We start from the raw sequence: 12182 nt of genomic DNA on the forward strand, positions 1-12182 counted from the left end.
TTCAGGCGCGCTTCTGCAACAGGGCGGGGATCAGGAAGGGCGTGAAGGCGCGGGCGATGTCCACCTGCTCCTGCACCGTATAGGCGCCCTCGGCATCCAGCAGGTTGAGCGTGCCCAGCACCTCCCCGCCCCGGATGGCGGTGACATTGATGACGGCGCCGAGGCCGAGGCTCTCGATCAGTTCATGGTCCGGGAAGGCCCAGCGGATGGCGGATCTGTCCGGGCCCAGGAAGGTCTGCTTCTGCTCCAGCACCAGCGCGCCCCAGGGCGTCGGGCCCATGCGCTTGCGGCCCTGCACCGGATAGGCCTCGGGATTGGAGGAATAGACGCGCTCCACCTCCTCCCCGCCCTCGCGCCGCACCAGGATGGTGAAGAGCTTGTGGCCGATCAGCTCGCGCGTCGCGGCCTCCACCGCGCGGAAGGCGGCCTCGGGCGCGGCGTCCCGCGCGATGGCGTCGGTGACGGAGAGCAGGCTTCGGAGAAGGCGGTCGTTCATCGGCCGGGTGCTTTCTGCGGACGTTCGGGAAGGAGGCCGTCGGGCCGCAGGCTCAGCACGAGCACCAGGCCGAGGCCGACAAGGATCTCGCGCAGCGCCGCCTGTTGCAGGGCGGAGACGCCGGGGGCGAGTTCCGTGAGGAAGCGCGTGGATTCCAGGAAGGCGACGAGAAGATAGGCGCCGATCACCGCGCCCGCCGGCCGCGCATTGCCGCCGGCGGTGACGGCGAGGAAGATGTAGATGGTGATCAGCGGCTGGAACTGGTCCGGCGCCACGTAGCTGGTGTAATGGCCATAGATGGCGCCCGCGAGCCCGGCGATGCCGGCGGCCAGCGAGAAGGCCTGGGCCTTGAAGCGCACCACGTTCTTGCCGGCGACGGCGGCCACCGTCTCATCCTCCCGCACCGCGCGCAGGCTGCGGCCCCAGGGGGAATGCAGCAGGCGCCGTTGCAGCCCATAGACGGCGCCCACGGCCACCAGCGCGACGGCCAGCGTGCCCAGGTGGAACCACAGGCCGGTGTCACGCGGCAGGAAGCTGGGCACGCCGGAGATACCATCCGTGCCATTGGTCAGCCAGACCTCGTTGGAGGCGACGAGGCGCACGACCTCCGCGAAGCCGAGGGTGACGATGGCCAGGTAGTCGTCCCGCAGCCGCAGGGTGGAGAAGCAGACCACCAGCCCGGCGCCGCTGGCCACCAGCACGGCGAGCAGGAGGCCAACCGGGACCGGCACATGCGCCCAGCTCGTGCTCATGGCCGAGGCATAGGCGCCCAGCGCGAAGAAGCCGGCGAGGCCGAGATTGACCAGCCCCGCCAGCCCCCAGGAGAGCATCAGGCTCTGCGCCAGCAGCGCATAGACGGAGCCCACGACCAGCGCGAAAAGGAGATAGGTGATCATGCCGCGCGGCTGCCCAGCAGGCCGGCGGGCCGCACGGTCAGCACGGCCAGGATGACCAGGAAGCTGACGGCGAGGCGATAGGAGGGTGCGAGGGCCAGCACGGTGAGTTCCTCGGCGATGCCGATGACAAAGGCGCCCGCCACGGCGCCGGGAATGCTGCCCAGCCCGCCCAGCACGGCGGCGGCGAAGACGGAGAGCAGGATGCGCCCGCCGGTCATGGGGTCGATGGAGGTGTCGAGCCCGATCAGCGTGCCGCCGATGCCGCAGAGCCCGCCGCCAAGCGCCACGGTGAGCAGCGCGATGAGGCGGGGATCAACGCCTTTCAGCCGCGCCAGGTCCGGATTGTCGGCCACCGCGCGCATGGAGCGGCCCAGCGGCGTCAGCGCCAGAAAGGCCCAGAGCGCCGCCATGACACCGAGCGCCACCAGAAGGTTGTTGATCTGCTGTGGCCCGATGCGGATGGGGCCGAAGGCCACGTCGCGCGCCAACGGCAGGTCGAAGGCCTGAAGGTCATTGCCGAAGGCGAAGCGCAGCGCATTCTCGATCACCATGGCCAGGGCGAGGGAGCCAATGGCCTTCATGAGCGCGCCGCCCCGGCCGAGCCTGTCCAGCGCGGCATATTCCAGAAAGGCACCCAGGACCGCCGCCACGACGAAGGCGGCGGCGACGCCGGCGGCGATGGGCAGGCCCAGCCGTGCATTCACCACCCAGGCCCCATAGGCGCCGGCCGTGGCCAGGGCGCCGATGGCGAAATTCGGGAAACGCAGCACGGCGAAGATGGCACTGAAGCCCAGCGCCGGCAGCGCCAGCAGCGATCCCGAGATGACGCCATTGACGAGAGCCTGGAGAAGCGCCTCGGGCATCAGGCGATCTTCAGCAGCGTGACCTTGCCGGCCTTGACCTGCTCGTAGCGGAACTTGGCATCGGTGATGTCGCCCACCTCGGTGAAGTCGCAGGGGCCGGAAGCGCCGTCGTAATCCACCTTGGTGCCAGCGGCGATCAGCTTGAGCCCGTCCACCGCATTGTCCACGCGCTCCCCACCACCCTGGGCCACCTTGCGGAGATTGTCCTTGATGACGGCGCCCGTGGTGCCCTTGCCCGCCGCCATCGCCATGGCGATCAGGCTGAGGTGGTCGTAGCACTGGGCGCTGTAGGTATCCGGCGCATCCACGCCCAGCAGCCGGGCAACGCGGCCATAGGCGCCGGAACCGGCGGCGGTGGAGGGCGAGAGGGTATAGATGCCCTCGCTGACATCGGCGGGCAGCGCATCCACAAGCTGCTTGTTCACGGCATAGCCGAAGCCGATCAGCTTGCCGCGGAAGCTGGCGCGGTAGAGGTCGCGCACCAGCACGGCGGTGTCATTGGTATAGCCGCCCATGACGATCACGTCCGGCCGGCCGCGCAGCACCTGGTCCACCTCGGTGCGCAGCGTGGTCTTCTTGTCGTCATAGATCAGGGAAGAGGTCTTGCCGCCGGCCTTGGTCACGGCCTCGGTGATGAACCTGAACTGCGCCTCGGTGAAAGGCGTCTGCGGCGACATGAAGGCGACGGTCTTGGCGCCCATCTCCACCGCGAATTCGCCGAACTTGGTGCCCTGCAGGCTGGTATTGGGCTGGGTGCGGATGATGAAGCCCTGGTGCGGCAGTTGCGTGATGGAATCCGCGCCGGAAACGGTGGCCAGGAACACGCCGGATTGCCAGCAGACCGGCGCCACGGCGGTGGTGACCGAGGAAGCCCAGGTGCCGATGATGGCCGAGACGCCATCCACATCGATCAGCTTGCGCGCGGCGCGCAGCCCGGCTTCCGGGTTGGTCTGGTCGTCTTCCGAGATGACCTGGATCTGGCGGCCCAGCACGCCACCGGCGGCGTTGATCTCGGCGGCGGCGCGCTTCACCACCTCCGCCATGCTGGGGCCGTAGGAGCCGCCGGAGCCGGTCAGCGGCGTCAGCGTGCCGAGCTTGATAGGGCCGCTCCCCTGCGCGCGCAGGATGCGCGGCATGGCCAGGGAGCCGGTGGCAAGCGCGGCGGCGGCAAGGATCTGCCTGCGCGACAGGTCGGTCATGTCACTCTCCTGCGGGGTGGTGGGCACGGCCGCCGAGGAACAGACGGCGGATATCGGGATCGTCGGCAACCGCGCGGGCCGGGCCTTCCAGATGGTTGCGGCCATCCACCAGCACATAGGCACGGTCGGAGACCGAAAGGGATTCCAGCGCGTTCTGCTCCACCATCAGCACGGCGATGCCGCCCGTGGCGATGGTGCGCACCAGCGCGAAGAGCTCGCTCGCGGCCCGGGGGCTGAGGCCCGCCGTGGGCTCATCCAGCAGCAGGGCGCGCGGGCGGCCCATCAGCGCCATGGCGACGGCCAGCACCTGCCGCTGGCCGCCGGACAGGCTGCGCGCGGCGGCACGGCGCTTCTCGGCCAGCATGGGGAAGCGCGCGAAGGCCTCCTCCATGCGCTGGCGCGTCGCGCGGCGCTCGAAGAGGCAGCCCATCTCCAGGTTCTCGGCGATGGTGAGGCTGCCGAAGATGTTGCGCTCCTGCGGCACGAAGCCGAGGCCGGCCCTGGCGATGGATTGCGGCGAGCGCCCCGCGACATCCTCGCCGCCGATGCGGACCTGCCCGCGCGAGGGCCGCAGCAGCCCCGCCACCAGCTTCAGCGCGGTGGACTTGCCGGCGCCATTGGGGCCGATCACCGTCACCAGTTCCCCGGCATCGGCGGTGAGCGTGACGCCCTTCACCACCTGCTCGGCGGAGGCATAGCCACCGACGATATCCTCCGCCGAGAGCAGCGCGCTCATCGTCGCCCCCCGAGATAGGCATCCTGCACGGCCGGGTCGGCGCGCACCTCGTCGAAACTGCCTTCCATCAGCGTGCGGCCCTGGGCCATGACAATGACGCGCTGGCAGATGCGCTCGATCAGCGCCATGTCATGCTCGACGATCAGGATGGTCAGCCCTTCCCGCGCCAGGGACAGGAGTTGGTCGCCGATCTCCTCCGCCAGGGTTGGATTCACGCCGGCCGCCGGTTCGTCGAAGAGGATCATGCGCGGCTCGGCCATCAAAGCCCGGCCGATCTCCAGCAGCTTCTTCTGCCCACCGGACAGCGCGGTGACCTGGCTATCGACGAGGTGCGAGAGGCGCAGCCGTGCGGCCACGGCCAGCGCGCGTTCCGCCAGCTCCGCCTCCCGCCGCCGGGCCGCCGCGGAACCAAGGATGGCAGCGCCGAGCCGCTCGCCCGGCTGGCGCGGGCCATAGACCATCAGATGCTCAAAGACTGTCAGGCGCGGAAAGCCGCGCGCGATCTGGAAGGAACGGACCAGGCCACGCCGGGCGATGCGGTGCGGCCGCTCCCGCTCAATGCGCTCGCCCATGAAACTGATGCGGCCGGATTGGCAGCGCATGAGTCCGGAGAGCACGTTGAACATTGTGGTCTTGCCGGCGCCATTGGGCCCGATCAGCCCGGTGACGAGGCCCCGGCGCACGCTGAAGCCGGCACCATCCAGCGCCTTCAGCCCGCCGAAGGCGAGATGCACATTCTCGGCCAGCAGCGGAGGCGCCGTGTTCATGGCAGGCGCACCGCCGCCGGCGTCTCGGTGGAACGGCCGCCGCGGAACTCGCGCCTGACCTGCTCCTTCCAGAAATCCAGCAAGGTGGCGAAATAGTCCGGGTCGTCCTTCACCGTGCTCTGCGCGATCATGCCGCGCATCATGCACATGGTGGCATTCATCAGCACCAGCGCCCGCGCGACCTCGACGCCGGATTTCTCGGCCAGCTCGCCCCACACGGCATTCAGCCCCTCGTGGAATTCCTTCACCACGGGCAGGATGCGGCTGCGGAAGTCAGGGTTGTGGCGCGCTTCCGGCAGATACTCCATCGTCACGTAGAAGAGCCGGTCGTTCATCATCTTCCAGATGTAGTCGACCAAGTCGTCACTGCTGCCACCGGACCCACGGATGGCCACCGCATGGCGGTGCAAGGCAGCGGTGCAGACGCGCAACTGCCGGCTGACCGCATCGGCGATGATGGCTTCCTTGCTGTCGAAGTGATGCGTCAGCGCCCCACGCGACACGCCCGCGCTTTCCGCGATGTCGGCGGTGGAAAGGCGCGCCAGGCCGCGATCGTGCAACAGGTCCACCGTGGCATCGAGCAGCTTTGCCACGGTCTCCGCGCTGCGCCGGTGTTGCGGAACTCGCGTCACGACCAAGCCGCCCTGAGATGCCGCGAAAGAGTGCACAGCCTGTTTGAAAACCGTCAAGCCGGTTTGTTTCCGAACAAAAGCCCTTAGTTTGTGCAATGCAGCGGTGCAGCTTTCAGCATGCCTGCGTCGCGCAAATGCATTCCCCCGGAACCTTCCGCCGCGCAGCGGGCCGCCTTATGAAATCGGCGCGTTAATATTTCTGCCGCCAATGCGCGTTTCCGTCCTACTCAGCGCCAGACCGCCCGGTCATGGCGCGAAAAGCAAATGGTGAACTACCTCGCCGGTTTATTCGGAATGGTTGAGCGGAGTGGACAGCCGCTAGCCAGCAAAGCTTTTCATCCCGCTTTCTCGCAATAAATTTGTGAAAAGCTGTAATGCTGGGCAGCCTTTTTCCGTCAGGACGTTACTGCTTCCTACCCGCAGAAGCGCAGGGCGTTTTACGTTTCTATACACGCTTTCTCGCAAGCTTAAAGCGGAATTCTGTTGCTCAAGCTTGAATTTCCGCTGATTTCACGAGCATATGATTCGTGGACAGCAAAGCGGGTTTCCTGAGTGGTAAGGGCGGATTTCACGGCGGCAGGTTGCGTGGCAGGACAGGCGAGGCGGCAAAGCCATTCCTGGCCGGCAGAAAGCAGGAAGCCCCATGAGATGCTTGACAGCCACTGGAAGGTTCCCGGACTGCGATCCTCGGCTCCTGGTGCTTCGGAGGCGGAGAAAGAGCTTCCAGCATGCCCCCGCCCCCGTGTGCCAGAGGCGTTACGCGGCGCTGTCCCAGGGCGGGACCGGCGGTGCTGACCTGATGATGTTCTGAAACTCGGTTGGGTAGGATGTCTCTGGTGCTTCGAGGCCGCGGCTCCTTTGCCGCTCCTCGCCGGCAGGTCCGGCGAAGCATCTCTGCGTCCCGCCCTCTGTTCCTGCCCTGCCATTCGTATCGTCGTGGCCGGCCCTGACGGACCCTGTCAGGCGCCGGAATGTAGAGGCACGACTCAAGGACTTCAGAATACATCGAGACGACCTGAGCCGGATAGAAAAAATCCAGTCCTTGCTTCTTTATGTTCAGATAATGAGAAGCAATTGACTATTATTGCATGAGACTCGGAGTAGATATTATGGCTATTCTTTCTTCTGTTGATCAGCCGGAAAACGCGATTGTTCTGAATCCTGGCGATAACATCCAGGAAGCGGTGCGGGCTGGCGGCGAAGGCGCCGTGTTCTGGCTGGAAGCCGGCGTCTACCGCATGCAGCAGATCGAGCCGCTCGAAGGGCAGACCATCCTAGGTGCCAGCGGCGCCGTCCTGAACGGCTCCCGGCTGCTGACCGAGTTCACCGAGGTCGATGGGCACTGGGTCGCGGAAGGCCAGACCCAGCAGGGCGTGCGCCACGAGACGGATGAAAGCGCGGAAGGTGCCCAGCGCCCCGGCTACCCCGATGCCGTCTATGTCAACGACCAGCCGCTGACGCCGGTGGATTCCCTCGACCAGCTGCGGTCGGGCACCTATTTCTTCGACTACGACGCCGACCGCATCTTCCTCGGCGATGATCCCCATGGCCAGACGGTGGAAGCCGCAGTCAGCCCCTTCGCCATCGCCAGCGGCGCCAATGGCGTCACGGTGAGCGGCCTGACCGTCGAGAAGTATGCCACCCCGACCCAGGAAGCCGCCATCAGCGGCAACGGCGAGGGCTGGGTGATCAGCAATAACGAGGTGCGGCTCAACTACGGCGTCGGCATCAACATCGGCGGGAACGGCCAGATCCTGGACAACCACGTCCATGACAACGGCCAGATGGGCCTGAATGCCGGCGGCGGCGGCATCCTGATCGAAGGCAACGAGATCGCCTCCAACGGCTTCTGGTCCGGCATCGATGTTCTCTGGGAAGGCGGCGGCGGCAAGTTCACCGAGACCGACGGGTTGATGGTGCGGAACAACTATTCGCACGACAACAACGGCTATGGCCTCTGGACCGATATCGACAACGTCAACACCACCTATGAGGGCAACCGGATCGAGTACAACTCGGCCGGCGGCATCAACCACGAGATCAGCTATTCCGCCAGCATCCACGACAACAGCTTTGTCGGCAACGGCGGCAATGGCCTGACCTGGCTCTGGGGCAGCGCCATACAGGTGCAGAACAGCCAGGATGTCGAGATCTTCAACAACTTCATCGACGCCAGCAGCGGCGGCAACGGCATTGGCCTGATCCAGCAGGATCGTGGCGAGGGCGCTTTCGGCGACTATGTCACCGTCAATAACAGCGTTCACGACAATACGCTGATCCTCACCTCCGAGGGCGGCGTCGGCGCCGTGGCCGACTATGACGAGGAGCGGATGCTGGCCGGCGGCAACAGCTTCGACAACAACGTGTACCATGTGTCGGAGGGGGGCGAGGACCAGTTCGCCTTCGGTGACTACTACACCTTCGAGAACTTCGGCGCCGTCGTCGGCCAGGACCTGGGCAGCTCGCTGCTGATCGGCTGACCCTCCGGCCTCAGATGAGCCAAAAGCTCCGGGCGTGATTTGTCACGTCCGGAGGATGCGCCGGGCGTGGCCAACCGCGCCCGGCGGCCCGGCGCGCTCCGGTGAATCCGCGCCTCTTGTTCCGGTCCTGGCATTGGCATGCTGCCTGTTCCGAAAGGACAGGGGTACTCCCATTGCACCAAAGGGCGATCCCCTGCCCTCATGCTAAAGCCCTGGAAGAGGAGCGAAGGAAGCAGGCCGCTCCGCCTTGCCGGAGGTGGCAGGGGGAGTTCCGGGCCGGCTCCGCGCGGCGGGGCGCTTCCGGCCATGCCCAAGGGAAGACCAGGAGCGACCAATGCAGGGAATGTCTGTGCCGCTTCAAGGCGAAGGAACAGGAAGCGCCGCGGCGCCGCCACGCCACGAGGTGCTCGGCGTGCGGATCTCCGCGACGGATTACAACAGCGCCTGCGCCGCCGTGCGGCAGGCCGCGCAGGCCGGGCGGCCGCTGACGGTGACCGCGCTGGCGGTGCACGGCGTCATGACCGGTGCGCTGGATGCCGAGCACCGGCGCAGGCTCAACGCGCTCGACCTCGTGGTGCCGGATGGCCAGCCTGTCCGCTGGGCGCTGAACCTCCTCTTCGGGGCCGGGCTCCCCGACCGCGTCTATGGCCCGGAGCTGACCCTGCGGGTCTGCCGGATGGCCGCCGCGGAGGGCCTGCCGGTCGCCTTCTACGGCAGCCAGCAGGTGGTGCTGGACGACTTGCGCGAGAAACTCCTGCAGCGCATCCCGGGGCTGAAGATCGTGGCCATGGTGCCTTCGCGCTTCCGCCGCGTGGACCGCGCGGAGCAGGCGGAGATCGCCGCCTCGCTCTCCGCCAGCGGCGCGCGCATTCTCTTTGTGGGGCTCGGCTGCCCGCGGCAGGAAACCTGGCTCTATGAACATCGGGACCTGATCCGGATGCCGATGCTGGCTGTCGGGGCCGCTTTCGACTTCCATGCGGGGCGGCTGCCGCAGGCCCCACCCGCCATGCAGCGGCGCGGCCTTGAATGGCTGTTCCGCCTGGCCAGCGAGCCACGGCGGCTCTGGCGCCGTTACCTGTTCCTTAACCCGCTCTACATTACCTTGCTGCTGCTGCAGGCCGCCGGGTTGCGCCGGCCCGTGGCGCCGGACACGCCCGCCCCGAAGCACCTGGGCTACGCCTGAACCTCAGATAACGCGGCGGCCTCTCGGCAGGCCGTGACGGCCCTGCCCCCAGGAACCGGCCTGGGGCGGGGCCAGCCGCTTCAAGCCGCCCAGGGAGCCCCCTGAACGGCGCCTGCCCTGCCATGCCCTGCCGCCAGCAGGCAGTGCCCGCGGCACAATGGTGCAGTTGCAGACAATGCCGATTTCATCACGGCTTCTGTCCGTATATTTGCAGTAACGCGAATAGTATTGACGTTGCACGGAAGGCAGCGCGCCTCACGCATCTTGGCGCAAAACCGGAAAACTTCCGCTCCGGCGCACCGAAACAAGCGACCTGAAGTCCGGTTGTTCAAGGTTACCTTCAAATTTCCGTGTGAACTTTGGAGGCAGCTTTGTTTTGCCTTGGAATCGTTCAGTAATGGTGATGCAATTCATAGAACCTTCGAGAGACCAACAAAGGTCTGAATTTACGGAACGCAGAGTTACACAACCATGACGGGTATTTTTACTGGAATTTTCGTTGCAGGAGAATGCTTCAACGGCAGTGTTTATTGAATGCTTCTCCGATTTTCTTGCCAGGCTTTCCCGCTTCAGCGCCTCGGAGGGAGACCACCGTGTATATAACCGAGAGCAGCGTCGCGACCGTGAACCTCCAAGCGCAGGTGGCGGTCGTCAGCCCTCAGCAACTCTACCTCGACGCCCTGCGGCGCCTCCTCACCTCGTCTGCCTATACGATCGTGGGGGCAGGACGGACGCTGGAGGAGGCGCTGCAGGACAAGACCCCGGACAGCCCCCTGGCCCTGATCGTGTACAACCTGGGCGCGGATGAGGATGTCGAGCAGGAACTCGACAACATCAAAGCCATCCACAGGCGGTTTCCCCACGCCAAGTCGGTGCTGCTGACCGATTGCCGCCGCGTCTCGACCAAGCTGAAAGTCATGCAGGCGGGCATCGAGGCCATCCTTTCGCGCGACATTTCGATCGATGTGCTGCGGAGCGCGCTGGAACTCGTGCTGCTCGGCAAGTGCATCATGCCGGCGGAGCTGACGCGGCCGCTGCTGCGGCAGGAGCCGACGGATGCCGCCGGAGCCGAGGTGCCGCCCCCGCCCCCTCCCGCCGAGATCATGCCGCGGCAGGTGGCGCGCGAGAGCGCTCTGCTCTCCAGCCGCGAGCACCAGATCCTGCAATGCCTGATCAATGGCCTCACCAACAAGGCCATTGCCCGCGACCTGGACATCTCCGAGGCCACGGTGAAGGTGCATGTCAAGGCGCTGCTGCGGAAGACGCGCCTGGCGAACCGGACGCAGGCCGCCATCTGGGCCCTGAACAACGCGCCGGAAAGCAAGCTCCTCTCCGCCGCCGCCGCCGCCGATGATGGCAGCGCCGCGTCCTGGCTGGGCGAGGAAGCAGACAGCGCGCGCCCCCGCCCCCTGACCGTCCCGCACGATGTGGATGTGGAGCGCATCGCCGCCCCCCGCTGGCGCGACCGCGAGCCCGGGCATGACAGCCGCGCCGCTGGAACCGGCCCGCAGGGTATGGGCGCCCCGGCCCGAGGGAATGGATACATGATCGCCGATGACATTCCGTAACCGCAGGAAGACACGGCGAATGCGGCCATCGCCCGCGCCAGCCGCGGGCCCCGCGCCGGCGGTCAGGCCGGCCTGTATAGTTCCGGCCGGGGCGGGCGCCATCGCCGCCGTCCTTGCCGCGCTCTGCTCCTTCCCGGCCCTGGCGCAGACCAGCCTGCCGGAAGTCACCCTGCGCTCTCCCACGGTCATTGGCCGGCTGCGGCCGGATTACGAGCCTGCCGGGGTGCGCCTCGGCGGCTTCAGGCTGGATGGCAGGGCCGAGGCGGGGCTGGGCTACAGCGACAACCTCGCCCCCACGGCGCCGGAACGCCTGACCGGCATCTTTCTGCAGGAATCCACGCAGCTTTCCCTGGCCAGCGACTGGACGCGGCATGCCGTTGCCGTAAGCGCCTCCCAGGCCACGCGCCGCCACCCGGACGCCGGCAGCCTGGACTGGACGGACTACCAAGTGGGGCTGATGGGCCGCTACGACATCGGCCGCGCTTCCTCCGTCAGCCTCGGCTATTCCCATATCCGCGGCCATCTGGAGGTCACGGATTTCGACGTGCAGCAAAGCACGCTGAATCGCCCGCTGCCCTTCGATTCCGATGTGCTCTCCGTCGCCGGCACCGCCGCCTTCAACAGGATCACGCTGGGCGCATCGGCGGAATACAGGACCGTCCGCTACGAAGGGAACGACGCCGCCTTCCTGGACGACACGGCCTTTCCTTTCCGCGCGGCCGGCGACGGGCGGGACTACGACCGCACCACCGGTGAAGTCTCCGCCGCCTACAGCTTCCTGCCCGGCCGCGACGTGATGGTGATCGCGCGCGTGACCGATATCTCCTACCTCCACACGGCGCAGGAAAGCCGCGACTCCCTGACCTGGGAGGCCCTGGCCGGCATCCGCTACGACCTCACCGGGCTCTGGGGCTTCCGCATCGCGGTCGGCTACCGGCACCGGGATTACGAGGACCCCACCCTCCGCAACCGCTCCAGCCCGGCCTTCGAGGGGCAGATCCTCTACCTGCCCACGCAGCTCACCACGGTGACGCTCACCGCGCAGCGCAGCATCGAGGAATCCACCCGCGCCACCAATGTCAGCTACACGCGCACGCTGGTGCGGCTGAACGTGGACCATGAGCTGCTGCGCAATGTCATCCTGAGCGCCGAGCTGCGGGGCGAACACCGGAAATACGACCGGGAGAGCCAGAGCGTCACCGATGCCGTGGGCATTCTCTCCGCGCAGTTCATCCTCAATCGCCGCGTGTCCCTGCTGGCCAGCTACCAGCGCTACGAGCGGCTGCAGGCTTCGGCCGGCATCCAGGAATTCGACCAGAACCTGTTTCTGATGCGGCTGAGGTTCACCCTGTGAGCCCGCCG

General features: G+C 66.8%; 11 protein-coding genes. 4 read left to right on the forward strand and 7 right to left on the reverse strand.

Features of this window, described 5'->3' with window-relative positions:
• Window position 1: 1 nt before the first annotated feature.
• Genes IBL25_RS08215 through IBL25_RS08245 form a run of 7 tightly spaced genes read right to left on the reverse strand, consistent with a single transcriptional unit; the run spans window position 2 to window position 5550 of the window.
• The gene (locus IBL25_RS08215; RefSeq protein WP_202986719.1) at window positions 2–496 is read right to left on the reverse strand and encodes a GAF domain-containing protein; all 495 of its coding nucleotides are present in this window, start codon (window positions 494–496) and stop codon (window positions 2–4) included.
• Window positions 493–1392 carry a branched-chain amino acid ABC transporter permease gene (locus IBL25_RS08220; protein ID WP_187778069.1) on the reverse strand — a complete coding sequence of 300 codons (900 nt, stop codon included), beginning with the start codon at window positions 1390–1392 and terminating at the stop codon, window positions 493–495. The genes IBL25_RS08215 and IBL25_RS08220 overlap by 4 nt, the downstream gene beginning before the upstream one ends.
• Window positions 1389–2255, reverse strand: coding sequence for a branched-chain amino acid ABC transporter permease (locus tag IBL25_RS08225; RefSeq protein WP_187778070.1), 867 nt, complete (start codon window positions 2253–2255; stop codon window positions 1389–1391). The genes IBL25_RS08220 and IBL25_RS08225 overlap by 4 nt, the downstream gene beginning before the upstream one ends.
• The gene (locus IBL25_RS08230; RefSeq protein WP_187778071.1) at window positions 2255–3454 is read right to left on the reverse strand and encodes an ABC transporter substrate-binding protein; all 1200 of its coding nucleotides are present in this window, start codon (window positions 3452–3454) and stop codon (window positions 2255–2257) included. Before IBL25_RS08230 ends, IBL25_RS08225 begins: the two co-directional genes overlap by 1 nt.
• Window position 3455: 1 nt before the next feature.
• Complete coding sequence (locus IBL25_RS08235; protein ID WP_187778072.1) at window positions 3456–4190, reverse strand: ABC transporter ATP-binding protein; 735 nt, start codon at window positions 4188–4190, stop codon at window positions 3456–3458.
• The gene (locus IBL25_RS08240) at window positions 4187–4957 is read right to left on the reverse strand and encodes an ABC transporter ATP-binding protein (protein ID WP_187778073.1); all 771 of its coding nucleotides are present in this window, start codon (window positions 4955–4957) and stop codon (window positions 4187–4189) included. Before IBL25_RS08240 ends, IBL25_RS08235 begins: the two co-directional genes overlap by 4 nt.
• On the reverse strand, window positions 4954–5550 hold the full coding sequence (locus IBL25_RS08245) for a TetR/AcrR family transcriptional regulator (protein ID WP_187778074.1): 597 nt from the start codon (window positions 5548–5550) through the stop codon (window positions 4954–4956). The genes IBL25_RS08240 and IBL25_RS08245 overlap by 4 nt, the downstream gene beginning before the upstream one ends.
• Window positions 5551–6797: 1247 nt before the next feature.
• Between IBL25_RS08245 and IBL25_RS08250 the strand changes: the two genes are divergently transcribed.
• The 4 genes from IBL25_RS08250 to IBL25_RS08265 all read left to right on the forward strand — a co-directional run bounded on the left by IBL25_RS08250 (window position 6798) and on the right by IBL25_RS08265 (window position 12174).
• The gene (locus IBL25_RS08250; protein WP_194433650.1) at window positions 6798–8069 is read left to right on the forward strand and encodes a right-handed parallel beta-helix repeat-containing protein; all 1272 of its coding nucleotides are present in this window, start codon (window positions 6798–6800) and stop codon (window positions 8067–8069) included.
• Window positions 8070–8412: 343 nt separating this feature from the next.
• Window positions 8413–9252: a WecB/TagA/CpsF family glycosyltransferase gene (locus IBL25_RS08255; RefSeq protein WP_187778091.1), complete on the forward strand. Its 840-nt coding sequence runs from the start codon at window positions 8413–8415 to the stop codon at window positions 9250–9252.
• 593 nt (window positions 9253–9845) lie between these two features.
• Entirely contained in the window at window positions 9846–10820 is a 975-nt protein-coding gene (locus IBL25_RS27525; protein ID WP_187778076.1) for a LuxR C-terminal-related transcriptional regulator, read from the forward strand.
• A 19-nt stretch (window positions 10821–10839) separates the two neighbouring features.
• The gene (locus IBL25_RS08265; RefSeq protein WP_187778077.1) at window positions 10840–12174 is read left to right on the forward strand and encodes an outer membrane beta-barrel protein; all 1335 of its coding nucleotides are present in this window, start codon (window positions 10840–10842) and stop codon (window positions 12172–12174) included.
• The last annotated feature ends 8 nt before the right edge of the window (window positions 12175–12182 follow it).

This window comes from Pseudoroseomonas ludipueritiae (assembly GCF_014490445.1).
Lineage (GTDB): Bacteria > Pseudomonadota > Alphaproteobacteria > Acetobacterales > Acetobacteraceae > Pseudoroseomonas > Pseudoroseomonas ludipueritiae.

Excerpts from the sequence above, each read along its gene's own strand:
- IBL25_RS08215 (WP_202986719.1), bottom strand. The coding sequence starts at position 496 with ATGAACGACCGCCTTCTCCGAAGCCTGCTCTCCGTCACCGACGCCATC.
- IBL25_RS08220 (WP_187778069.1), bottom strand. The coding sequence starts at position 1,392 with ATGATCACCTATCTCCTTTTCGCGCTGGTCGTGGGCTCCGTCTATGCG.
- IBL25_RS08225 (WP_187778070.1), bottom strand. The coding sequence starts at position 2,255 with ATGCCCGAGGCGCTTCTCCAGGCTCTCGTCAATGGCGTCATCTCGGGA.
- IBL25_RS08230 (WP_187778071.1), bottom strand. The coding sequence starts at position 3,454 with ATGACCGACCTGTCGCGCAGGCAGATCCTTGCCGCCGCCGCGCTTGCC.
- IBL25_RS08235 (WP_187778072.1), bottom strand. The coding sequence starts at position 4,190 with ATGAGCGCGCTGCTCTCGGCGGAGGATATCGTCGGTGGCTATGCCTCC.
- IBL25_RS08240 (WP_187778073.1), bottom strand. The coding sequence starts at position 4,957 with ATGAACACGGCGCCTCCGCTGCTGGCCGAGAATGTGCATCTCGCCTTC.
- IBL25_RS08255 (WP_187778091.1), top strand. The coding sequence starts at position 8,413 with ATGTCTGTGCCGCTTCAAGGCGAAGGAACAGGAAGCGCCGCGGCGCCG.
- IBL25_RS08265 (WP_187778077.1), top strand. The coding sequence starts at position 10,840 with ATGCGGCCATCGCCCGCGCCAGCCGCGGGCCCCGCGCCGGCGGTCAGG.